General features: G+C 51.2%; 21 protein-coding genes and 4 pseudogenes. 13 read left to right on the top strand and 12 right to left on the bottom strand.

The features are described 5' to 3' along the window. Positions 1-47 precede the first annotated feature (47 nt). Complete coding sequence (gene melB, locus LCS67_RS20465; protein ID WP_000028070.1) at positions 48-1,478, top strand: melibiose:sodium transporter MelB; 1,431 nt, start codon at positions 48-50, stop codon at positions 1,476-1,478. An 88-nt stretch (positions 1,479-1,566) separates the two neighbouring features. Here melB and fumA read toward each other — a convergent pair whose 3' ends face one another. From fumA to LCS67_RS20440, 5 genes are all read right to left on the bottom strand, one after another. Next, a complete protein-coding gene (fumA, locus tag LCS67_RS20460; RefSeq protein WP_031569809.1) occupies positions 1,567-3,213 on the bottom strand; it encodes a class I fumarate hydratase FumA in 1,647 nt (548 codons plus the stop codon). Between the two features lie 95 nt (positions 3,214-3,308). Then, complete coding sequence (dcuB, locus tag LCS67_RS20455) at positions 3,309-4,649, bottom strand: anaerobic C4-dicarboxylate transporter DcuB (protein ID WP_000899149.1); 1,341 nt, start codon at positions 4,647-4,649, stop codon at positions 3,309-3,311. Between the two features lie 146 nt (positions 4,650-4,795). Continuing rightward, positions 4,796-5,062, bottom strand: a complete 267-nt coding sequence (locus tag LCS67_RS20450) for a hypothetical protein (RefSeq protein ID WP_001642024.1) — start codon at positions 5,060-5,062, stop codon at positions 4,796-4,798. A 316-nt stretch (positions 5,063-5,378) separates the two neighbouring features. Beyond that, a complete protein-coding gene (gene dcuR / locus LCS67_RS20445; protein WP_000611307.1) occupies positions 5,379-6,098 on the bottom strand; it encodes a two-component system response regulator DcuR in 720 nt (239 codons plus the stop codon). Further along, positions 6,095-7,726 (bottom strand): sensor histidine kinase, encoded by a 1,632-nt coding sequence (locus LCS67_RS20440; protein ID WP_000682906.1) that lies wholly within the window; start codon positions 7,724-7,726, stop codon positions 6,095-6,097. The genes dcuR and LCS67_RS20440 overlap by 4 nt, the downstream gene beginning before the upstream one ends. A 374-nt stretch (positions 7,727-8,100) precedes the next feature. Between LCS67_RS20440 and LCS67_RS20435 the strand changes: the two genes are divergently transcribed. From LCS67_RS20435 to LCS67_RS20420, 4 genes are all read left to right on the top strand, one after another. Then, entirely contained in the window at positions 8,101-10,530 is a 2,430-nt protein-coding gene (locus LCS67_RS20435) for a DMSO/selenate family reductase complex A subunit (protein WP_141085978.1), read from the top strand. Positions 10,531-10,543: 13 nt separating this feature from the next. Continuing rightward, a complete protein-coding gene (locus tag LCS67_RS20430) occupies positions 10,544-11,170 on the top strand; it encodes a DMSO/selenate family reductase complex B subunit (protein ID WP_000816143.1) in 627 nt (208 codons plus the stop codon). Then, entirely contained in the window at positions 11,163-11,936 is a 774-nt protein-coding gene (locus tag LCS67_RS20425) for a dimethyl sulfoxide reductase anchor subunit family protein (RefSeq protein ID WP_000544926.1), read from the top strand. Before LCS67_RS20430 ends, LCS67_RS20425 begins: the two co-directional genes overlap by 8 nt. 75 nt (positions 11,937-12,011) lie before the next feature. Continuing rightward, on the top strand, positions 12,012-12,605 hold the full coding sequence (locus LCS67_RS20420) for a molecular chaperone (RefSeq protein ID WP_001542855.1): 594 nt from the start codon (positions 12,012-12,014) through the stop codon (positions 12,603-12,605). A gap of 83 nt (positions 12,606-12,688) precedes the next feature. On the opposite strand, the gene LCS67_RS20415 is transcribed toward LCS67_RS20420, so the two are convergent. Then, a complete protein-coding gene (locus LCS67_RS20415) occupies positions 12,689-14,089 on the bottom strand; it encodes a DUF1996 domain-containing protein (RefSeq protein ID WP_000773787.1) in 1,401 nt (466 codons plus the stop codon). 303 nt (positions 14,090-14,392) lie between these two features. Here LCS67_RS20415 and LCS67_RS20410 point away from each other — a divergent pair, with 303 nt between their 5' ends. Further along, positions 14,393-15,298, top strand: a complete 906-nt coding sequence (locus tag LCS67_RS20410) for an SdiA-regulated domain-containing protein (protein ID WP_001268209.1) — start codon at positions 14,393-14,395, stop codon at positions 15,296-15,298. 294 nt (positions 15,299-15,592) lie between these two features. Here the strand turns inward: LCS67_RS20410 and LCS67_RS20405 are convergent. Both LCS67_RS20405 and LCS67_RS20400 read right to left on the bottom strand, forming a co-directional pair. Further along, positions 15,593-15,727, bottom strand: a pseudogene (locus tag LCS67_RS20405) (hypothetical protein); the annotation flags it as partial. Between the two features lie 109 nt (positions 15,728-15,836). Continuing rightward, a pseudogene (locus LCS67_RS20400) lies at positions 15,837-15,936 on the bottom strand (hypothetical protein); the annotation flags it as partial. Positions 15,937-15,955: 19 nt separating this feature from the next. Between LCS67_RS20400 and LCS67_RS20395 the strand changes: the two are divergent. Continuing rightward, the gene (locus LCS67_RS20395) at positions 15,956-16,138 is read left to right on the top strand and encodes an ATP-binding cassette domain-containing protein (protein ID WP_001527266.1); all 183 of its coding nucleotides are present in this window, start codon (positions 15,956-15,958) and stop codon (positions 16,136-16,138) included. Here LCS67_RS20395 and rtsB read toward each other — a convergent pair. From rtsB to LCS67_RS20380, 3 genes and pseudogenes are all read right to left on the bottom strand, one after another. Then, positions 16,131-16,418 carry a transcriptional regulator RtsB gene (gene rtsB / locus LCS67_RS20390; RefSeq protein WP_001269916.1) on the bottom strand — a complete coding sequence of 96 codons (288 nt, stop codon included), beginning with the start codon at positions 16,416-16,418 and terminating at the stop codon, positions 16,131-16,133. The genes LCS67_RS20395 and rtsB overlap by 8 nt on opposite strands. Further along, complete coding sequence (locus LCS67_RS20385) at positions 16,415-17,290, bottom strand: AraC family transcriptional regulator (RefSeq protein WP_000921676.1); 876 nt, start codon at positions 17,288-17,290, stop codon at positions 16,415-16,417. Before LCS67_RS20385 ends, rtsB begins: the two co-directional genes overlap by 4 nt. 263 nt (positions 17,291-17,553) lie before the next feature. After that, positions 17,554-17,776, bottom strand: a pseudogene (locus LCS67_RS20380) (hypothetical protein). A 316-nt stretch (positions 17,777-18,092) separates the two neighbouring features. Here LCS67_RS20380 and LCS67_RS20375 point away from each other — a divergent pair. The 3 genes and pseudogenes from LCS67_RS20375 to LCS67_RS20365 all read left to right on the top strand — a co-directional run. Continuing rightward, positions 18,093-18,386, top strand: a complete 294-nt coding sequence (locus LCS67_RS20375; RefSeq protein WP_001110453.1) for a DUF1778 domain-containing protein — start codon at positions 18,093-18,095, stop codon at positions 18,384-18,386. Continuing rightward, positions 18,383-18,874 carry a GNAT family N-acetyltransferase gene (locus LCS67_RS20370; RefSeq protein ID WP_000625912.1) on the top strand — a complete coding sequence of 164 codons (492 nt, stop codon included), beginning with the start codon at positions 18,383-18,385 and terminating at the stop codon, positions 18,872-18,874. Before LCS67_RS20375 ends, LCS67_RS20370 begins: the two co-directional genes overlap by 4 nt. A gap of 214 nt (positions 18,875-19,088) precedes the next feature. Then, positions 19,089-19,337, top strand: a pseudogene (locus LCS67_RS20365) (IS481 family transposase); the annotation flags it as partial. Positions 19,338-19,612: 275 nt separating this feature from the next. Here the strand turns inward: LCS67_RS20365 and LCS67_RS20360 are convergent. Beyond that, the gene (locus LCS67_RS20360; RefSeq protein ID WP_001112992.1) at positions 19,613-19,840 is read right to left on the bottom strand and encodes a hypothetical protein; all 228 of its coding nucleotides are present in this window, start codon (positions 19,838-19,840) and stop codon (positions 19,613-19,615) included. A gap of 586 nt (positions 19,841-20,426) precedes the next feature. On the opposite strand from LCS67_RS20360, the gene LCS67_RS20355 reads away from it, so the two are divergent. Genes LCS67_RS20355 through faeD form a run of 3 tightly spaced genes read left to right on the top strand, consistent with a single transcriptional unit; the run spans position 20,427 to position 23,739 of the window. Continuing rightward, positions 20,427-20,717, top strand: coding sequence for a PapB/FocB family fimbrial expression transcriptional regulator (locus tag LCS67_RS20355; protein WP_000773469.1), 291 nt, complete (start codon positions 20,427-20,429; stop codon positions 20,715-20,717). A 34-nt stretch (positions 20,718-20,751) separates the two neighbouring features. Continuing rightward, on the top strand, positions 20,752-21,291 hold the full coding sequence (locus LCS67_RS20350; protein ID WP_000721295.1) for a fimbrial protein: 540 nt from the start codon (positions 20,752-20,754) through the stop codon (positions 21,289-21,291). A 45-nt stretch (positions 21,292-21,336) separates the two neighbouring features. After that, the gene (gene faeD / locus LCS67_RS20345; RefSeq protein ID WP_371062536.1) at positions 21,337-23,739 is read left to right on the top strand and encodes a F4 (K88) fimbrial usher FaeD; all 2,403 of its coding nucleotides are present in this window, start codon (positions 21,337-21,339) and stop codon (positions 23,737-23,739) included. Positions 23,740-23,749 lie beyond the last annotated feature (10 nt).

Genomic DNA, 23,749 nt, shown 5'->3' with positions numbered 1-23,749 from the left:
CCTCTACTAACAGAAGGCGGGCGCTGGTAACAGCGACCCGGTACCCTATGAGCATCTCTCTGACAACAAAGCTGAGTTACGGGTTCGGTGCGTTTGGTAAGGATTTCGCCATCGGCATTGTGTATATGTACCTGATGTATTACTACACCGATGTGGTGGGACTCTCGGTCGGCCTCGTCGGCACCCTCTTTCTGGTCGCGCGAATCTGGGATGCTATAAACGATCCCATCATGGGCTGGATTGTCAACGCCACGCGTTCGCGGTGGGGGAAATTTAAGCCGTGGATATTGATCGGCACCTTAACCAATTCGCTGGTGCTTTTCCTGCTGTTCAGCGCCCATCTTTTTGAGGGAACCGCGCAGGTTGTATTTGTCTGCGTAACCTACATCCTGTGGGGCATGACGTATACCATTATGGATATCCCATTTTGGTCGCTGGTGCCGACCATTACGCTTGATAAGCGAGAACGCGAACAACTGGTGCCGTTCCCGCGTTTCTTCGCCAGTCTGGCTGGCTTCGTCACTGCCGGTATAACGCTGCCGTTTGTGAACTACGTTGGCGGAGCGGATCGTGGGTTCGGCTTTCAGATGTTTACGCTGGTACTGATTGCGTTTTTTATCGCCTCGACTATCGTGACATTACGCAACGTACATGAGGTGTACTCCTCCGACAACGGTGTAACGGCGGGCCGCCCACATCTGACGTTAAAAACGATCGTTGGATTGATATACAAAAACGATCAGCTCTCTTGCCTGTTGGGAATGGCGCTGGCGTATAACATTGCCTCCAATATTATCAATGGCTTTGCGATCTACTACTTCACCTATGTGATTGGCGATGCCGATCTTTTTCCCTATTACCTTTCTTACGCCGGCGCGGCGAATCTGCTGACGCTGATTGTCTTCCCCCGGCTGGTGAAAATGTTATCGCGACGGATATTGTGGGCGGGCGCCTCCGTGATGCCCGTTCTGAGTTGCGCAGGGCTCTTCGCGATGGCGTTGGCGGATGTCCATAATGCCGCTTTAATCGTGGCGGCGGGTATTTTCCTGAATATCGGGACCGCGCTCTTTTGGGTGCTTCAGGTGATCATGGTGGCGGATACGGTCGATTATGGGGAATTTAAGCTCAATATTCGCTGCGAGAGTATCGCTTATTCCGTACAGACGATGGTCGTGAAGGGCGGCTCGGCGTTTGCGGCGTTCTTTATCGCTCTGGTGCTGGGGCTGATTGGCTACACGCCGAACGTGGCGCAGTCTGCGCAAACCCTGCAGGGGATGCAGTTTATTATGATTGTCCTGCCGGTACTGTTTTTCATGATGACGCTGGTTCTCTACTTCCGCTACTACCGTTTGAACGGCGATATGCTGCGCAAGATTCAGATCCACCTGCTGGATAAATACCGGAAAACGCCGCCATTCGTCGAACAGCCGGATAGCCCGGCGATTTCTGTGGTAGCGACCAGCGATGTAAAAGCGTGAGCATGGTCTCTCGTGCAGGCCGGATAAGCGTAGCGCCATCCGGCAATTAACCGATAACGCGGCCCGGGTGAACGCCGGGCCTGCCAGGTTATTTCGCGCAGTTAGCGCACTGTTTGCTGACAATCTGCTGGAAGAAATCGTTGCCTTTGTCATCCACCAGGATAAAGGCCGGGAAATCTTCTACTTCAATTTTCCAGATAGCTTCCATGCCGAGTTCCGGATACTCGACGCACTCCAGATGCTTAATGCTCTGCTGTGCCAGTACCGCCGCCGGGCCGCCGATACTGCCCAAATAAAAGCCGCCATGTTTTTTACAGGCATCCGTGACCTGCTGACTACGGTTGCCTTTCGCCAGCATGATCATACTGCCGCCGTGGGATTGCAGTAGATCGACATAAGAGTCCATTCGGCCTGCGGTGGTGGGGCCTAATGAGCCAGATGGATAACCTGCCGGGGTTTTTGCCGGACCTGCGTAATAGATGGGATGGTCTTTAATATACTGCGGCAGGTCTTCGCCGGATTCAATACGCTCTTTTAGCTTCGCGTGGGCGATATCGCGACCTACGATAATGGTGCCCGTCAGCGACAGGCGAGTCGAGACCGGGTACTGCGATAGCTGGGCGAGGATCTCTTTCATCGGACGGTTGAGATCGACTTTCACCGCGTCGCCTTCGCCCGCCTGACGCAGCGCTGGCGGAATATACTGGCCCGGATTGTGTTCCAGTTTTTCGATCCAGATGCCTTCGCGGTTGATTTTCGCTTTGATGTTACGGTCGGCCGAGCAGGAGACGCCCATCCCCACCGGACAGGAAGCGCCGTGACGCGGCAGGCGAATTACGCGAATATCGTGGGCGAAATATTTCCCGCCGAACTGGGCGCCGAGGCCAAGTTTATGCGCTTCTTCCAGCAGTTCCTGTTCCAGGCGGAGATCGCGGAATGCCTGGCCGTGCTCGTTACCTTCCGTCGGCAGCGCGTCGTAATAGTGGGTGCTGGCGAGTTTAACGGTTTTCAGCGTGCTTTCCGCCGAGGTGCCGCCAATGACAAAGGCGATATGGTATGGCGGACAGGCTGCGGTGCCCAGCGTGCGCATTTTCTCAACGAGGAAGTTTTTCAGCTTGCCTGGGGTGAGCAGCGCTTTGGTCTCCTGATAGAGATACGTTTTGTTTGCTGAACCGCCGCCTTTCGCCACGCAAAGGAACTTGTACTCGTCGCCGTCGACAGCATAGAGATCGATTTGCGCTGGCAGGTTGCTGCCGGTATTGACCTCTTTGTACATATCCAGCGGCGCGTTCTGCGAGTAGCGCAGGTTATCTTCGATATAGGTATTAAACACGCCTTTGGAGAGCGCGGCTTCATCGCCGCCGCCCGTCCAGACGCGTTGGCCTTTTTTACCCACGATAATCGCCGTGCCGGTATCCTGGCAGGTCGGCAGAATGCCTTTGGCGGCGATTTCGGAGTTTCTCAGGAATTGCAACGCCACATATTTGTCGTTTTCGCTGGCTTCGGGGTCATGGAGAATGGCGGCGACTTGCTGCTGGTGTTCAGGACGGAGCATAAAAGACGCATCATGGAAGGCCTGCTGAGCCAGCAACGTTAACGCCTGCGGCTCAACGTTGAGGATAGATTCTCCATTGAATTCACTGACGCTGACATAATCGGAGGTGAGCAGATAATACTCTGTTTTGTCCTCTCCCATCGGGAAAGGCGCCTGATAGATAAACTCTTTTTTCGACATGTGCTTCCAGCCTAATAGTAAGAAAATGTATTAAGAGCCTCATGGGCCAGGCTCTAAGTCGCGCGCCGCGCATAGCCGGGCGGCGCGCGCGGCCATTACAGGAATCCGTACATTGCGGCAAAGATCCAGCCAAAGACGCAGGAGACGCTCACGCCAATCAAACCCGGCAGAATGAAGCTGTGGTTAATGACGAAGCGGCCAATACGGGTTGTGCCGGAACGGTCAAACTGAATCGCCGCCAGATCGCTTGGGTAGGTCGGCAGGATATAGTAGCCATAACATGCCGGCGCAGAGGCCACGATATACGCCGGATCGACACCGATAGCCAGCGCGACGGGAACAATCGCCGCCAGCGCCGCGGCCTGGGAGTTAACAAACTTGGAGACCAGCAGCAGAACGATGGCGTAGGCCCACGGATACTCTTTGACCATTTCGCCCAGCACGCCCTGAATTTCCGACATATGCGCGCCGAACATGGTTTCCGCCATCCAGGCGATCCCGTATACCGCGACAATCGCAATCATACCGGAACGAAAAACTTCGTTTTTTGAGATAGACGCAGGATTGGTTTTGGTCAGAATGATAATGAGCGCCCCGGTCAGCAGCATGAACATCTGAATGACCAGCACCATCGACAACGGTTTGCCGCCGAAGGTTGGACGTAAGTCGGAGTCCGCGCCCAGGAGAGCGACCACGGCAATCGCCGCCAGGAAGATCCACATCGCCAGCCAGTTGCTTTTCGGCAGTTTTTTATCCAGCAGCGTCGCGGTATCGCCGTACACGTACTGACGGTTTTCCGGTACGGAGATAAATTTCTGAAACGCTTCGTCTTTATCCAGATCTTTACCGCGGAACCAACTAAAAATACCGATTGCCAGGATACCGAGCAGGGTAGACGGGATGGTGATCGACAGCAGATCGAGGAACTCCAGATGTTTTCCGTCAAATGTCACGTTGCCCAGCATCGCTACCAGAGAAACCACGGCGACGGAAACCGGACTGGCGATGATGCCCATTTGCGCGCCGATAGAACTGGCCGCCATTGGACGTTCCGGACGGATATTATTCTTGATCGCCACGTCATAGATAATCGGCAAAATGGTGTAGACCACGTGGCCTGTCCCACACAGAATCGTCAGGGTACAGGTGACGAACGGCGCCACAATAGAGACGTATTTGGGGTTGCGACGCAGCAGCTTTTCGGCAATCTGCAGCATCACATCCAGCCCGCCTGACGCCTGCAACGTTGCCGACGCGGCGACTACCGCGATAATGACCAGCATTACGTCAACGGGCGGTTTACCTGGCTGGAGATGGAAAACAAACACCAGAATGACCAGACCAATACCGCCCAACAACCCGAGCGCGATCCCGCCCTTTCGGGCGCCATAAAACAGACATATTAATATTATGAGAAGCTGTATACTAAATAACATTTTTATTTATCCTCGCGATAAACCCAGTCAATTTTGATAAATGGATCACAGCCATCCTCTGATTTGTGTGAATGAGCATCAGGAAATGGCGAATATTCAATGCGCCAGTGGCGACGATTAACGATTAAGCTTTTTACAGAGTTGCTTTAAGTAATTATTTTCTTGCGATGGTGATGTTCAGAGGGGAGTACCCTCTGGCGATGGGCAGGTGGAGTCAGCGAGAGCAGTAAATTATGATTTGTCTGTTTTAAAAACAGGCGTTTATTATTTAATTTTTGTGTCTCGCCATCAGGTAAATCACGAGATAAATCCAACAGAATGTGACTTATGTGATCATTGTCACGCCATTTTTTTAAATTATTAGTATGGCGTGTGGAGACGCGTATCTGCTCACCAATATACGTATTGTCCATAGGCGTAGCACAAGCTCCATTGCTACAAACATAATTTTATTTAAGTGTCAGGAAAATTCCGGACAAATCCCTTTTTTAATAAAAATACACACTCTCGGCATGGGATAATACTTAATTAACTTTTGTTAGCGTTTTGAAACTAAAAACAGCGCAGAGCGCTGTAATAATAGAAAATAACGTTAACAGGCCTGGGTTGAGTATATTTGATCTGACACAATTTCCCAGATTTGTTATTAATGTGATAGCGTTTTTATTGGCATTGTTATAATAAATGTTACCAGGATATAACGCTTCGCGTCGGCTTTATGCGGTATCCTTACTGACAATATTGTTTCAGTAAAGAGTAATGTTCCGGCTGAACGCGGTAGCGGTAAACCGGCCTGCCGGTCACGCCGTAATGAATACTGGTAAACAAGATATGGCAATTCACCAGCCAGATGAGATATTTACGGCAGGAGACGCGCGAGATATTCACTTCGTTGGCCAACTCGTCGGTAGAAAATTCCTGCTCCTGATGCGCATCAATCCACTGGCATAAGGTGCGTAGCGTTTGCTGCGTCAGCCCTTTTGGCAGCCGGCGAGGCTCCTGCTCGCTGGATGAATTACCGTGAATGAGCAGGTCAAGCTCAGACTGTTCGTAATACTGGCGTTTTTCCATCGCCGTTTTCTTACGTAGCCAGCCGGTCAGCGCTTCTTCAAAGCGCGTGGCCTGAAAAGGCTTGATCAGATAATCCACCACGCCGTAGTGAAGCGAATCTTTAATGGTGGCGGCGTCAGCGGCAGAAGAAATGACAATAACGTCGCTTTTGCAGCCTGCGCTGTGCAGGACAGGCAGCAGATCCAATCCGTTTTCCTGCTGCATGTAGATATCCAGCAGGATTAGGTCAATGTGATTTTCACTGTTGAAGATAAACTCTTTCGCTTTTTCCAGCGTCGAAGCGGTTCCACAACAATGAAAACCGGAGATTTGCGCGACATAGCGGCGATTTAACTCCGCGACCATCGCATCGTCATCGACAATTAATACATTGATCATAGGCTGGTCCTTTTTCCATCCCAGGGTAACTGTACAAAAAATTGTGTGAAGATCCCAGGCTCGGACTCCACGGAAATTACGCCGCCAAGCGCTTCAACCTGCTGTTTAACCAGCGCTAAACCGACGCCGCGTTCGGCGCCTTTCGACGAGACGCCTTTTTCAAAAATCGCCTCGATGCGCTCAGGTTCGATACCCGGACCGTCATCGCTCACTTCGCAATGCAGCCAGCCATGGCGGTAGTGTAACGAGACGCTGATTTCGCCGCCGGATTCCTGGCTCAATGCTTCCAGCGCGTTTTCAATCAAATTACCCAGCGCCGTAATCAGCACCGTAACCTGATCTTCATTGTTATTATCCGGTAACTGGCTGTCGCTGCTTATCACCAGGCTGTGCCCGAAATCAGAGGCGCGAGTAATTTTACTGAGCAAAAAGCCAGCGATAATCGGCGACTTTATTTTACCCAGCAGCAAACCGATCTCTTCCTGATAGTTATTGGCCGTCTTGATAATATACGCTTCAAGCTGCTTATAACTCTTCAGGTGCAATAATCCCAGAATCACATGTAATTTGTTCATGAATTCGTGGGATCGTTCACGGAGCGCATCCGCGTAGTTCACCATCCCGTCCAACCGCTGCATCAGTTGGCGAACTTCTGTTTTATCCCTGAAGGTGGATATCGCGCCGATAATTTCGCCGTTGCTGCGCACCGGAACGGTATTCACCAGCAGCAGGCGGCCTTTGACGATAATCTCTTCATCGCGGCGCGGCGTACCGTCACGCAACACTTCGCTAATGTCCACCACCTGCGACCAGGCATGACTCAGGGTGGATAATCTGGCGTCATCCTGCGTTTTTCGATAATCGAGCAGCGCCTGCGCCGCATGGTTAATCAACGTGACTTCGCCGCTACCATCCACGGCGATAACGCCCTCTTTGATTGACTGCAGCATCGCCTGGCGTTGTTCAAACAGGGTTGAGATCTCATAGGGTTCTAGGCCAAACAGGATACGTTTTAGCACCTTGACCAGCGCATACGTGCCTACTAACCCCACCAGAGCGCCGAACAGAATGGACCAGATAATACTGCCGCGGCTATTGTTGATCTGCTGCGTAACGTGACTGAGTTCCAGGCCGATCGCTACCACACCGATCTGCCGGTGGCGTTCATCATAAACCGGTGTGAAAACGCGCAGCGCTTTGGCAAGAAAGCCGCGATTAATGGCAACGTTTTCCTTTCCCTGCAGCGCGAGCAGAATGTCATCGCCTTTGAACGGTTGGCCGATTCGCTGCGTTTCTGGGTGTGAATAACGGATGCCCTGCATGTTGGTCACCACAATAAACAAAAAGCCATTATGCTGGCTCACCGCTTCGGCGAGCGTCTGAATGCCGCTTTCCGCAGGCGGTTTTTTCAGCCCCTCGCGAATTGCCGGAGAGTCCGCCAGCGAGCGCGCCACCGCCAGCGCTTTATCTGCCAGCGCGTCGCGCGTCATGCTGCTGATTTGCGAAAAATAGATCAGATGGACCACAACGAGCACCGAAAACAAAACGGCGCTGACCATCAGAATGACGGTAGTGCCGAGTTTCATGGGGCGTTTGCGTAACGCCCGGCATGGCAGGGAGTGTTTCATAGTGGACCTGAGCGGACGAATCGTAAGGTTATTATCCCTGATGAGGCGTCTAATTCAAAGGCATAGGCGATGTTGCTCCAGTGTTGAAAAGCCCGTCTTACCTTGTAGGGGGCGCTACCTGCTCATGTCGACTGGCAAACGTCATGTCGTTAATTAATATCGCCGGATACCGTGATGGGTAATTTATTTTCATCAGAATTGCATAAAATAATTTTTCATTAATTTTTATAATAACGTATGCGGTGTCACGTTTTATTTTTACTGACGTTCAGAATGCGTTTGATCACAATCAATCAGCGCTAATGTTTAATCTATTATGATTAGTTTTCATTACATATTATTAATAATTATGGAAGCAATGTGAGAAATAAAAAATGGAAATAAAAAAATGGCTGAACACAACCATAACCCGACGTGATGCTATTGTCGCTACTGCAAAAGTAGGGGCGGCGGTGACGCTAAGTCAGGCGATTACGCTGCCTTTTGCTACCACTGCCCAGGCGCAGAATATCCCGATACCGAAGGATGCCAACGACGAAACCGTCAGGCACAGCGCCTGTCTGGTCAACTGTGGCAGCCGATGCCCGCTTAAGGTTATCGTGAAAAATGATCGCATCGTGCGCATTGAGCCGGAAGACGCGAAAGATGACGCGGTATTCGGCGAGCATCAGATTCGTCCCTGCCTGCGTGGGCGTTCCAGTCGCTGGCGCGTCTATAGCCCGGATCGCATTAAGTATCCGATGAAAAGAGTGGGAAAACGCGGTGAAGGAAAATTTAAACGTATTTCATGGGATGAGGCCACGGCCTTTATTGCAGCGGAATTAACGCGCGTTAGCGAACAATATGGCCGGGAAGCTATTTATTATAATTATCAATCCGGGGCATATTATCATACACAGGGCAGGCCCGCCTGGATAAGATTATTAAATCTCACCGGCGGTTATTTAAATTATCACAACACCTATTCCACGGCGCAAATCGCCACCGCCACGCCCTATACCCACGGCGATTATGTCGGTAGCCATTTTACGCAGATCGCGCATTCCGATCTGGTGGTGCTATTTGGTCTGAATCTCTCAGAAACGCGGATGTCCGGCGGCGGTCAGGTTGAAGAGCTGCGCCGGGCGCTGGAGACCTCGAAAGCCCGAGTCATTATTATCGATCCACGCTATACCGATTCGGTGATTACCGAACACGCCGAATGGCTACCGATTCGCCCAACCACGGACGCTGCGTTAGTCGCCGGCATCGCGCATACGCTGATTACCGAACAGCTTCTCGACGAGGCGCTGGTAAACCGCTATTGCGTCGGCTACGACCGTAGCACCTTGCCGGACACGGCTGCGCCTAACGCCAGCTATAAAGATTATGTTCTTGGCACGGGCGATGACGGTATCGCGAAAACCCCGGAATGGGCGGCGGATATCACCGGTATTCCGGCAACGCGTATTCGCCAACTGGCGCGCGAAATCGCCTCGGCGCGTGCCTGCTATATTTGCCAGGGCTGGGGTCCGCAGCGTCATGCCAACGGCGAACAAACCGTGCGTGCTATTCAGACGCTGCCAGCGTTAACCGGCCACTTCGGGCGGCCCGGCACCAACAATGGCAACTGGCCTTACGGTACGCCGTATGGCGTGCCATTGTTGCCTGTCGGTAAGAATCCGATCAAAACCTCTATTCCTTGCTATTTATGGACGGACGCCATTCAGCATCCGGAGAAAATGACCGCGACGACAATGGGCGTGAAAGGCGCGGACAGGCTAAAAACCGGGATTAAGCTGTTTTTCAACCAGGCCGGTAATACCTTGCTGAATCAGCACGGCGAAACGAACCGCACCCGTCAAATTCTCGCGGATGAATCGCTGTGTGAAACCATTATCGTGATTGAAAACCATATGACGCCCAGCGCGATGTATGCGGATCTGCTGTTGCCGGAGACCAGCTATCTTGAGGCGGAAGACCTGGTGGACAGCTCCTATGCGGCGGGATCGCATAACTATATGATTGCGATTCAGAAAACCGTTAAACCGATGTGGGAAGTGCGCAGCACGTATGACATCTGCGCGGATATCGCCGGGCATCTTGGACTGCGCGAGCAATATACCGAGGGCCGAACTCAGGCGCAGTGGGCGGAGATGCACTATCAGCAGATCCGTGAAAAACGACCATACCTGCCGGAGTGGAGCGTGGCGAAAGAGATGGGCGTGATTGACCAGCGTATCGCGACCGAGCAGCAGAGCCTTGCGTTTGCCGATTTCCGCGCCGACGCCGAGGCTAATCCACTCTCCACGCCGTCGGGCAAAATTGAAATTTACTCCCAGGCGCTGGCGGATCTGGCGCAAACGTGGACTTTGCCAGAAGGCGAGCGAATTCCCGCATTGCCGGAATTTTGCCCGGCGAAAGAGTCGCACCTTAACAAAACGCTGACGGCGAAGTATCCGTTGCAGTTAAGCGGCTTCCATACCAAAGGGCATACCCACTCGACCTACAGCAATGTGCTGATGCTGCATGAGGCGGTGCCGGATGAAGTCTGGATTAACCCGATTGACGCCAGCGCCCGCCAATTGAAGTCCGGCGATCGGGTGCATGTATTCAATGACCGCGGCGTGGTGGAGCTTCCCTGTAAAGTGACCCAGCGCATTTTACCCGGCGTGGCGGCGATGCCGCAGGGCGCGTGGACGCGGCTTGACGGCAACGGCGTTGATGTCGGCGGCTGTATCAATACGCTGACCAGCCACCATCCTTCGCCGCTGGCGAAAGGCAATCCGCAGCATACCAATCTGGTTGAAATTAAACGCGCTTAAGGAGTGATGTACGATGAAACAGTATGGCTTTTATGTTGACTCCTCGCGCTGTTCAGGCTGTAAAACCTGCCAGGTAAGCTGCAAGGATAATAAAGATCTGGATGTCGGTCCGAAACTGCGCCGCGTCTATGAATATGGCGGCGGAAGCTGGGTGAAAGAGGGGGAAAGCTGGCATCACGACACCTTTACCTACTACCTCTCTATTGCTTGTAACCATTGCGATGAGCCGGTATGTGTCTCTGGCTGTCCGACCGGGGCGATGCATAAACGCAAAGAAGATGGTCTGGTCGTGGTGGATGACAGCGTATGCGTCGGCTGTCGCTATTGTGAAATGCGCTGCCCCTACGGCGCGCCGCAGTTTGATACGCAGGCGAACGTGATGCGTAAATGCGACGGTTGTCTTGACCGACTGGAGAACAATCTGCGCCCTATTTGTGTGGATTCTTGCCCGCAGCGAGCGCTGGATTTCGGCCCTGTCGATGAATTACGGGCAAAATATGGCACGGAGAATCAAATCGCGCCGCTGCCTTCAGCGTCGTTCACCCATCCTAACCTCATTATTAAACCGCATCCGAAAGCGAGACCCACGGGCGATACGGAAGGCGCAATCATGAACATTCGGGAGGTGCGCCATGCATGAGTTACCGCTGGTCTTTTTTACGGTCTTTACCCAGAGCGCGGTCGGCGCGTTTATTCTGCTGCTGATTGGCGGCGCAATGGGGCTGGTCGCGCCGCGGCGCAAGGCTATTGGTCTGTTCTCGGTGATGTGCCTGTTTGGGCTGGGCGTCATTGTCGGCACCTTCCACGTCGGGCAACCGCTGCGCGCGTTGAATATGCTGCTGCGCGTCGGACATTCGCCGATGAGTAACGAGATTGTCTTGTCGGCGGCTTTTGCGGCGCTCGGCGGTCTGGGGGCGCTCGGTTTGTTGCTGAACCGGGCGACGCCGCTGTGTAACGCGTTGGTATGGTTGGCGGCGATAGTCGGGGTGGTCTTCTTATACGCCGTTCCGCAGATTTACCAACTGCCGACGGTGGCGACCTGGCGTTCATCTTACACCACGGCAATGATGATATTGACGCCGTTGATTGGCGGCGGCGCGTTGGCGGCATTGTTTGGCGTGCGCCGTCTGGGGCTACTGGTCAGCGTGTTGGCGATTTTGGTGAGCTTTTGTCTGCGCCCGGGCTATATGGCGACGCTGATGAGCGCCGATAGCGCTCTGACCGCCGCGCAGCATAGCTGGTTTACCGCCCAGGCGATATTGCTGGCGGCGGGCGTGGTCGGGGTGGTGGCCTGCGCGCGCCTGAAATCGAGCGCTGCGGTGCTGGCCATGACGGCAGTGGTGGTTATCGCGGCGGAGTTGGCGGGTAGGATTGCGTTTTACAATCTGTGGACGCTGCCAATGTAGTTTTTTGCCCGGTTTATGCCATGTAAGCCTGATAAGCGTAGCGTCATCAGGCGAAATATTTCAGGAGCTATTGCTATGCCTTCCCGTGCTGTTTTGCCGCGTATCCTCGGCGCACTGTTTTACTTCTCCCCTGAGAGGCCGGAGGTGAAAGCGTTGTTCGACTGTTTGCCAACGTTGCCTGAGCTTTACCCCTGGCGCGATCGCGGACATATTGAATCACTGTGTGCGTCATGGTCGCTACCGGATGATGATGCGCTTACATGGCAATTTTCCGTGTTGTTTGAAGGCCAGGGAAAGATGCCCGTCCCGCCCTGGGGATCGGTCTATCTGGAAAAAGATAATTTGCTGATGGGGGAAACCACCGCCGATTATCGAGCTTTTTTACAGGCGCAGGGCATGGTATTCACTGACCGTGAACGCGAGCCGGAAGATCAGTTTGGCCTGATGCTATTAGCCTGTAGCGATCTGCTGGCTCGAGGCGACAACGTGGCGGCCAACCGGTTACTGGAGGCGCATCTGCTGCCCTGGGGATTCCGCTATCTGGAATTGCTGCAACGCAATACCGTTAGCGCCTTCTATGCCCGGCTTGCCATCGTAGCGACCTGTTATCTGCAGGATGTTCAGCAGCAACAGGGACTACAGCCTGAGAATAAACGGTTGTTTTTCTGAGGTATTGGTCAGGTTTTGATGGCGTGCCATAATGCTTGTGCCGCCATCGTGCCCGCTGTTGCGTCAGCGGGCACAGTTTACTATTACAGCTCCGGCGTCTTTTTGAAACCGGTCAGCATCAGCACCAGGCTCTGTTTTGAGTCCGCTGGCGTGAAATCGTAGTGATTTCCCTGACGGTCGCCGCCGATATACCAGGATATTTCCGTTTTCCCTTCCGCCAGCGCTTTGCGCACCGCTTTATCGACATCAACCATGCGATACTCATGTGAATGGTTTAGATATAACACGGCATCGGAACGGTAGTTGATCGCCGGTTTATTGTTCCAGGACACGGTACTGACGTGCCAGTCACTGCTGGTCGGGTAAAAGAAAATTTGATCGGCGCCGTTCGTTTCCGTTTTGCCGCCAAAAAGGCGAATACGGTATTTGAATAGCGAAGCGTCCATATTGGCAGGCAGGGGCGGGATCTTAAATTTCACCAGCGTGAGCGTTTCCGGGTGCTGCGTGCGTCCGCCATTTGTCCAGTCATCCTGTACGTACAAGGTATCGACGCTGGCATGAGGCTTGTCGTCTTCGCTGCTTACCCAGGTATTTTCTTCCGCTTTACTGTAGGCGTAAGGAACCGTAGTGCCGCAATCCAGTCCCTGATTCATACACAGATCCGTCATAAACTGCGCGCCATCTTCCGTCCAGCCATTCATAAAATCGGCATGGGCGGTATAAAGACTTCCCCAGCGATCTGCCCGGGTTTCGCCATGCATTACCGGGTCCATCGACAATTCCACTTTAGACGTATCCAGCGAGGAGATCTGCGGGAGTACCCAGGCGATGTTCATATTCACCGTCGGGATTTTTACCGGATAGTCTGCGGAACATTTCCCGTGGTCGGCATAGATAGCGTTATTGTGAGTATGGGTCGGTTTCAGGTTGACGCCATCCCAACAGTTGGGGAAAGCGATCCCGATATTAAACTGGACGGCATCGCCCGCTTTACGCAGGCCGCATATTTCGCCTACCTTGTTGGTGTAACCCTTGCCGTTGGCACATAAAAAGGTGATTGCGGAACTGGGGCCAGTACCGTGATGATCGCCTGCCAGTAACTCCAGCCCTGCCGGGAATGGATGGAGCGGATATTGCGCAACATTTGTAGATTGATAATAGGTCTTTTGGTAGGCCGGATTTACGATTTCACCATCGGGTAATTTCATGGACGGCGCCCAGTAAGCGGAGCTGTCGGCTTTATTATCACAGGTGGTATCTGGTTGCGCGCGCAACGTCTGGTAGGTAGAGACCGCGTCGGTGTGGGTGTTGCCAAAAAAGTCATGCCACATCGCCTGATTCGCTTTACCAAACATCATAATCGCGTCATCGCCCAGCGTGTGGTGATAGCCGCACACGACATGCGCCTGAGGACCGGCATGGGCCGGGAATGCGCCAGCGGCAACGAGCGTAGCCAGGCTGACGGTAATAAGGTTGAGTTTCATTTTTTTGCTGCCCGGTTGAATAGAAGTGGGAGCAGCAATAGCAGATCAGATTGCGGTGTTACATCTCATTAATTATCACTTTTTGTCATTCGCCCTGCATACAGGGGCGAATTTGCAGACGTACTATTTAAATAATTAGCCGAAACTACCCTCCTCTTGATTATGTCAATTTACAAAAAGGGTACGTTAGTGATTAAAATCGGGCTTTTTGTGATAACCCTCACTATTTCATTTTGCCTATGCTAATGGCGCTCGCCATAACCGAATAACGATTCTATCGGACATCGGCTTTATTTTTAAGAAATGCGTTACGACATCAGTCGTGGCGCGATCTGCTATGGATTTTTTATGAGATTACTAAAACGCGTTATTGTGGTTGTACTCTTGGGCGTGATTTTATTTATGGTCAGGGACGATATACGCTATGTTTATCAACTGATCCTCAAATATGGTGATAAACCCTCGGCGCTAGCACTGAGTAGCTATAAAGCGGTTATTCAGCAAAAACCAGTCGCAGGAGTTAAGAGTAACCTTTCAGGTTTGACCTACTCTGCCGAAGACAGGATGCTTTTCGCCGTTATTAATAATCCCCCTGAACTGGTCTGGTTAACGACAGAAGGGCAGCTGGTAGGGCGGATGCCGCTCCAGGGCATCCACGACCCGGAGTCTATTGCATGGAGTGGGGGCAACCAGTTCCAGATAGGCAGTGAGAAAGATGGCGCGGTCTATAAAACACAGGTGGATATTCAGCGCGGCACCATGCAGATAATCTCCATGGTGAAGCTTGAGGGCTATGACAAAGCAAAAAATAAAGGGCTGGAAGGTACGGCATGGGATGCGAAAAATGAGAGATTATATGTCGCAAAAGAAAGAAAACCCATTATGATCAAAGAAGTAGAGATGAGCAAAAATGGTATCACCAGAGCGTTGCCTTCTGCCATCACTGCAAGTGTGAGCGATGTCTCCGGACTTGAATACCATGCCCCAACGGATTCGCTGCTGGTGTTGTCGGACGAGTCAAAAATGATTCTGGAGGTCAGTTCCGAGTGGCGGGTGCGCGATCGATTGTTCCTGACGGCGGAGTGGTCAGGGCTCAGAGACGATATTCCCCAACCAGAAGGGATTGCCATGGATAATGAAAATAATTTGTATATTGTGAGTGAACCAAATCTGTTTTATAAATTTTCGTGTGATATACAGAATGACTAAAATCTATTTTTACTGTCACAGTATGCTAAAACAGAACAAGGTTATTAATACCATGATTTGACGATTGTTTGATTCGTTGATTCATTGTTGGGGATATTTATGTTTTACTTACCTCAGTAACGGATTACTTTGTGGTGTAGCGTAACGGTAATTGTCCTCCTCATATTTGCGGCAGCGTAGTCTGCCGCTTTTTTTTATAAATTAACTCTCTCTGTAATAATTAACAGACAATAAATATTATGCTGTTTTTTTCAGGAGGCCTTCGAAGAGACCTCGCATGGTGATGTTTAGTTATCAGGCATAATATTCTTCATCAACACTTACCGAATGCCATGTCGCCTCGCTAAGCGAAATCATTTCATCTACGCCGGAACTCTTGTTAACCGGGTTTTACGTCGGCGATGTGCCTGTAAATGTTCCATTGGCGGTGGCGCTATTCCCGGCGGGATCGGTGGCCGTAATGATGTACTGATTCTCCCCCCCGACAGAATAGCGGATTGCGGAACAGAAACATGCCAGTTACCGGTATCGTTATCAACACTGGCGGAGTAGAGTCGATCGTCAGCCAGCCGATAGACAGCGAAGAATTACCCCATAGCGTTTGCGGAACGAACACTGATTGAACAGCTTTCATTCACTGCTGTTCCCGGAGATTTTATGGGTATTATCGGTACATCAGGTTCAGGTAAATCTTCTTTAATCAAAGCACTATCAAATTCCAGTCATTGCTATACGGGAACAGTTAAATTAAACAACGTAGATATCACACCGATCTCTGAAGATGATATCCAGAATTGCCTTGCCTACCACTTTGGCAACATTTTAGAAAAAATTACGTAATATCGACTGATATGTAAAACTCATTCAGCATCAAATGGATTAATTCAACATCAGTAGTAATATCCATTTTTTTATAGGCTGATCTCTTTTGTGTTGAAATCGTTTTTATATTTCGATCTAATAAATTTGAGCAACTTTTAACAGATAATCCTGCTGCCACGTAATAAATGACTTTTTTCTCGCTCAATGTTAGGTCGAATTTTTTAGCGAGTAACAGAATCCCATCTCTTATATTAATATGTTTTGCTTTGTTCTTATACTGCATTGTCAGATATCTCAATTAACATATTGATGACGAGAGGAAGATAAAAACGCTAAAAATTCCGATGGTGTAGTTTTGAAGTGTTTTTTAAAAACGCATGTAAAATAAGAAGCACTATCATAACCACACATATAAGCCACTCGGGTAATATTATATTCACTATTGCGTAGAAGTTTTGTCGCTTTATTCATTCGCGCATTAAGGTAAACTTCGCTGAATGAGGTGTTCTCTTGTTTCAATTTCCTCTTTAATGTGGAACAACTCATATAGAGTGAGTCAGAAATATCCTTGAGTGCCCATTTTCGACTTATGTCGCTTATAATAATATTATAAATGTTTTCGGCTAATGTATTTTGCGATAGTTCTCTGAAGAGAGCAAATGCTTCGGGTTCATAGATGAACTCTGAAAGTAGAAATCTTATTAAATATTCCTTTTTATCTTGGGATAGTTTTTGGCTTTTATTTGAAGAGTGTAAGAGGTTGAATACTCTTGCTACGCCTGTTTCTATTGGCGCTAACAGATGTTTTGTCGTCGGTTTTGTTAATGGGGCCGAAAAGTCTGCATGTTCATACAGAAAAAAATTATAAGCATTTTTTATTGACGCTGAATCTAATTCAATTAAATTATAATTTAACTGTTCATGAGTCTCTTCCATTGTGATATGAATGGTTTGATCTTTAGCTAAAAATATTAACATTGGCCCTGATGCCGTAATATACTCCCCGGACGATGTCGTAATTGAAATTTTACCCGTGGTGAGCTTGATGAGCACGGACTGCAGTAAATTTAATCCCTGAAGTGATAAGGATTTCCTCTGCCAGTTTTGCGCTGATTGTAAACATTCAATGCTCCCCACCTGGACAGGTGAGGGATTAAATACTTTTAGCATGATAATTTCCTTTTATTAAATGTGCGTGTAAATCAAAAATTATTCTGAAAAATATTTCAAAAAAACTAATATATAGCTATATAATTATTTGCGAACTTAAGGTATCAGGTGGCGATCTTTTCATTTTCTATGGAAAATGCTATTTTATATTGCATTTCTACATATTATAGTATCGTTAAAAAACTATGTCGCGTATAAAAAAAAGATGGAAATTTACAAGAATTGGCTCATGTTATTATCAAATTATCTCTTTAAAATTTGAATTAAGTAATAATTTCCTTTAATCTTTTAGAGAATAGCTCTTTAATTTCATGGAGGTAGTTAGCATGAGGTATAAGATCTGATTTTAATTTGTGATAAGGTTTATCCTGGAGGTAAATATTAACGTTCTCGGTTAGGAAAGGCATACAACGCGGTAAATATATACTGCGGCGGATAGATGGCGTAGCGATATCCGGAAGTTTGAGGGGGAGGGGACGCATTCAATCGTATGGTTGGCTTTATGAAAAACGGTGTAACACGTTATTGGGGTTCTTACTGTGCGTATCCGTTAGGTTTATGCTTTCTGATTATATAATGTTGCGTGTTTTGGCGCGGCAGTATTGAATCTTTTGCTGCGTCGGCCCCGAGGAGGAATCACTCACAGCGAATGCCAGCGCACAGCCTGGTACTGAATCTCTAAATGAGTAGAAAACCTTTCGGTTCGATACTCCGGTTCTATTCCTTCTAAATTTATCGTAATGACATCTGCGTTACGCGTGTTGTATACTTAATATCCACAGAAGTACAAGAGGACAACACTATGCCAGCCGCAAACAGTATGGCGATGAAACGCGAAACCCTGAACCTGCGTATCAAACCCGCCGAGCGCGATCTTATTGATCGAGCGGCGAAAGCCAGAGGGAAAAACCGCACTGACTTTGTGCTGGAAGCTGCCCGTGCTGCCGCCGAGGAAGCGCTGATCGAACAACGCATCATTATGGCCGATCCACAGGCTTATCAGGAATTTCTGGCTCGTTTGGATCAAACACCTTCACCTAATGCCGCACTGCGTAAAACCATGCAGACCCCTGCGCCGTGGGAGCAGGAAAAATGATCTCCTCCCCTGAGCCGCTTCATGCCGGACATATTCTTACTCCGTTTTGCTGCGGTGTGGATTCTATGGATAACTGGCTGAAACAGCGGGCGATGAAAAATCAGACCACTGGTGCGTCCCGTACCTTTGTGTGTTGTGGCAGCGATTCGAGCGTACTGGCCTATTACTCGCTGGCGTCCAGCGCGGTCACGACGAATACCGCCCCCGGTCGCTTTCGTCGCAATATGCCTGACCCGATTCCGATTGTGGTATTGGGGCGTCTGGCGGTGGATAAATCGCTTCATGGGCAGGGCGTTGGTCGGGCGCTGGTACGCGACGCAGGGCTGCGGGTTATTCAAGTGGCGGAGACTATCGGCATTCGCGGGATGCTGGTTCACGCCCTGTCGGATGAAGCGCGGGAATTTTACCAGCGGGTGGGGTTTGTACCGTCGCCGATGGATCCGATGATGTTGATGGTGACGTTGGGGGATTTGGTGGAGAGTGTTTAAACTCCAGAACGTATCCATTAACCTCACAGATACTTCAAGTTACGGATGAACATTGCCCCTGAAATAAAAAATGAATTCAGTTTTGAACATTTTCCATCAAATTAAGTGGGTTTTCGTCGATATGCAGCGTCAAGTTGTACAAAAAATAGTTACGAAACACACCCTGGTCCTACGTTACTTATAAGAGTTATCGCTTGTTATTATGCAGCAGCGAGGTCAGCACAGAACCAGTAATGAGTTACGTAAACAGAGAGTCTTTATCTCCGGAAGCGGTGTCCGTTCTGTTTGGTTTCGCCATAACCTTGAGAACTTCAAAAAGCGCCTGAAAGCGCTGGAGCGTAGAGCCAGTGACGACGAGGCGTGTGGAGAAATCGAAACGGCGCATCCCGGTTATCTGGGTTCACAGGACATATTCTATGTTGGCAACCTGAAAGGCGTTGGGCGTATTTACCAGCAGACATTCTCGGGCCAGACTGTGTGTTCTGTTCTTTTTGACGATCGGATGTCCGAAGATGATGGCTGCCGCCAGACTGACGATGTCTGTCCTGCTGCTCAATATCCCGTCCGGGGGCGTGATGATGCTGTCAGGTCTGCTGCCCGGTGGCCGCTGGTTTGCGCAACTTTGTGTCCTGCACCTGACCGTTATCAGAGCCGTGTTATATCTCCCCTGATCATTCCTTTCCTGTCGAAAATTACACTGTCTGTTGTTTAATTATGTATTAACCCGGAGAGACTCTTTTAGCTCCAGCAGTCAGGCATTGCGGGTTGTTTATCTGCTGACTGAACGTTTTCTCTGTGTGTAAACACCTTCCCTTCTTCCACCTGATCCATGTTTAAGAATGGAACGGATGTTATTTTATTACGGCAACCATGTCCGTTTTTTTTATTTATTTCCCTTTTTTTAATATCTGAACATAATTTAATACTCTCCCAGCCTGTTTTCTGAACGTTGTTTTTATCCGGCATTAATGGTTCTGTATTTTATATACCCTGTTCACCGGGCCCTTTAATTCTCGGTTACTGTTTTGCGTTTTGTTGAAAAACAGGAAGATACTTGCGTGGTGAATAATATCCTGCGGTACTTGTTCGGGGCTGGGAAACCTCTTTGTTTGCGGTCGATTCCGGCTTAACTATAAATCAACGTCTTTTTTAAGTGCTGCGAGGTTGCTGTGTATCCATTTGATTTAAATGTATTTTATATCGTGATATTCAGTTTTATTACATGAAGTTCTGTCTTTTTCGTTATTATTTTCTGTTTTTGATTCTGGTTAATTAATTCTTTATTTTTTAATGGAGTGGAATGCATGGTGGACTGGTTATTTGGCGATCTTTTGTATTGGCTTAATGCTATTTTATGGTGTATTAATCTATTATTTGTTTGTTTTTTGGTTTTTAGTGTTACATATTGGCTTTGCTATGGATTAAAAGATCGTTAAAAATGGCCTTTTCAGCATTAATCTCTTAAATATAATAAGCGAAAAGATTAGTTATCTTCCCTTTACATGTTTTCCTTGCCGGGAAGGTTAAGGAAAAGTTAAGGAAGGAAGTTCCGTTGAAACTGAATAAAAAATCATTTTCCGGCGTCAGGATAGTGAGGGCCGGGGAACTCGAACCGGGGGCAGTGTCCGAAGAGCAGTTCTGGCTACTTGTTGATATATCCCCGATACACAGTGAAAAGATTATTCTGGCCCTGAAAGATTATTTCGTTTCCGGGTATTCCAGAAAGGTTGTGTGCGAACGCCACGGTATGAGTGGCGGGTATCTCAGCACCAGTGTTAACCGGCTGAATTTTATCAGCAGGAATGTGCATAAACTGGCGGGTTATTACAGCCATCATGAATGATAAAGCAGACTGAACCGTCTGCTCCGGATTTGCGATGAAAAAAATAAAGATACTTTTCCTTCTGCTGCTGGCAGGGGGCGGGCTTTCTCACGCTTCCGTTCAGAAAACCCTGTTCAGTGCTGATGTGGTGGCCTCTGCCTGTCATGTGGTGGTGGATGCTGACGGTACCGGCAGCAGCCGTCTGACGTTCGGGACATACCGTAAGTCGTCCGCTGCACCCGTGCCGCCGCGTGATTTCACCGTGCGTCTGTATGAGACCGGCGCCACCGTTCAGGGCTGTTCGGCCTTTCTGGCCGGGCAGATCGCCACCCTGAATTTCGGCAACCCGGGCCAGCTGGACGGACAGGGTGTGGTCACCCGTGGCGCCGGCGACGGTATCCGTATCGATGTGCGGGCCGCGGATACGCAGGCGGACTTCCGGGGGCGCATCACGCAGGCAAATCATGAGGTGAAGTACCCGGTGGATTTTGCCGCGAAGGGGCAGTTCCGGTTTCGTGCGCAGCCGGTGTTTCCGGCGGACGTGAAGGCGGGTGAGTACAACGGCGCCCTGACCTTTGTGGTCACCTACCAGTAAGGAATGCTGATGAACGGGAATAACGTAAGACAGCCAGCCTGCCAGATGTCTTTTCGCCATGCCGTGCTGGCATTTGCGATAGCGGTTGCCCTGGGCAGCGGTACCGCAAGTGCCGGAGAGAAACTGGACATGTCCTTTATTCAGGGCGGGGCGGGGATTAACCCTGAGGTCTGGGCGGCGCTGAACGGAGATTATGCGCCGGGGCGCTACCTGGTGGACCTGTCCCTGAACGGGAAGGATATCGGGAAGCGGATCCTGGACGTAACACCACAGGACAGCGAAGCGCTGTGTCTGTCAGAAGCGTGGCTGGCAAAGGCCGGGATTTATGTCAGCGCGGAGTACTTCCGTAAGGGATATGACGCCACGCGGCAGTGCTGGGTGCTGGCGAAAGCGCCGGCGGTGAAGGTGGACTTTGATGTCGCCACCCAGAGCCTGTCGCTGGCCATTCCGCAGAAAGGACTGGTGAAAATGCCGGAGAACGTGGAGTGGGACTACGGCACGGAGGCGTTCCGGATGAACTACAACGCGAACGCCAACAGCGGGCGGTACAACACGTCGGCGTTCGGCTCAGCAGACCTGAAGGCCAACATCGGTCGCTGGGTGGTGAGCTCGTCAGCCACGGCCAGCACCGGGGATGGCGGGAGCAACGAGGCCACGATAAACATGTTCACGGCCACCCGGGCCATCCGCTCCCTGAGTGCGGACCTGGCGGTCGGGAAGACCTCGACCGGTGACAGCCTGCTGGGCAGTACCGGCACGTACGGGGTGTCCCTGTCGCGGAACAACAGCATGAAGCCGGGCAACCTGGGGTATACCCCGGTGTTCAGCGGCATTGCGAACGGTCCCTCAAGGGTGACCCTGACCCAGAACGGCAGGATGCTGTACTCGGGGATGATGCCGTCCGGGCCGTTCTCCGTCACGGATGTGCCGCTGTACAGCAGCGGGGACGTGACGATGACCGTCACCGGGGATGACGGGCGGGTGCAGACGCAGGTCTTCCCGCTGTCGGTAATGGCCGGGCAGCTGAGTCCGGGGCAGCACGAGTTCAGCGTGGCGGCCGGGATACCGGACGACGACAGCGACCTGGAGGGCGGGGTGTTTGCCGCGTCATACGGGTATGGTCTGGACGGGCTGACACTGCGCACGGGAGGCGTGTTCAACCAGGACTGGCAGGGCGCCAGTGCCGGTGCGGTACTGGGGCTCGGTTATCTGGGGGCGGTGTCTGCTGACGGCGCTTATGCCACGGCGAAGTACCGGGACGGCAGCCGCAGCGGGAATAAGGTGAAACTGGCCTGGAGCAAACAGCTGGCGCTGACGAACACCGGACTGCGGGTGAGCTGGTCACATCAGAGTGAGGAATATGAGGACATGTCCTCCTTTAACCCGGCTGAAACATGGCTGCAGCAGAACCAGGGGCGCCGGACCCGGGATGAGTGGAATGCGGGCATCAGCCAGCCGGTGGGAGGGCTGTTCAGCCTGTCGGCGTCGGGATGGCAGCGGAGCTATTACCCGGCCTCCACGACCGGCAGTTACCGGTACGCTGATGACAACGGTAAGGAGACAGGAATTACCGGTACCCTGAGCACACAGATAAAAAGCGTCAGCCTGAATCTGGGCTGGTCCGGGTCCCGGAACATGAACGGGGAGAACACCTGGTCGGCCTCCGCGTCGGTGTCTGTGCCGTTCACCCTGTTTGAGCGGAAGTACAGCAGCAGCACCACGGTGAGCACCGGTAAAGATGGCGGCACCGGCGTCAGTACCGGTATCTCCGGGGCCCTGAACGACCGGTTCAGCTACGGTCTGGGCGGCGGCCGTGACAGTGACGGCGGTATCAGCAGTTACCTGAACGCCGCCTACAGCGGCGACCGGGCGAACCTGAACGGCACGGTGAACCACTCGTCCGGTTCGGGCACCAGTGGTTCGGTGTCAGCCAGCGGTTCGGTACTGGCGGTGCCGGCGGCGCGGGACATCATGTTCAGCCGGACCACCGGGGACACGGTGGCGGTGGTGAGCGTGAAGGACACGCCGGGGGTGAAGGTGATGTCCGGCAATGAAACGTCGGACAGTGACGGAAACCTGGTAGTACCGCTGAACAGCTATGACTGGAATACGGTGACCATAGATGCGGGCACGCTGCCGCTGGACACGGAGCTGTCCACGACCAGCCGGAAGGTGGTGCCGACGGACAGCGCGGTGGTGTGGATGCCGTTTGATGCTCTGAAGGTGCACCGTTACCTGCTGCAGGTGAGGATGCCGGACGGGGCCTTTGTGCCGGGTGGCACATGGGCACGGGACAGCAATAACACGCCGCTGGGCTTTGTGGCGAACAACGGCGTGCTGATGATTAACGCGGTGGACCGCCCCGGCGATATCACGCTGGGACAGTGCCGGATACCTGCGGCGAAACTGCAGGAGACGGCGAAACTACAGGAAATTACGTGCGAATAAGCATAACCGG

Origin of the sequence: Salmonella sp. A7 (assembly GCF_020181675.1) — a bacterium.
Taxonomy (GTDB): Bacteria; Pseudomonadota; Gammaproteobacteria; order Enterobacterales; family Enterobacteriaceae; genus Salmonella; species Salmonella enterica.
This window is presented reverse-complemented; position numbering and strand designations above follow the sequence as displayed.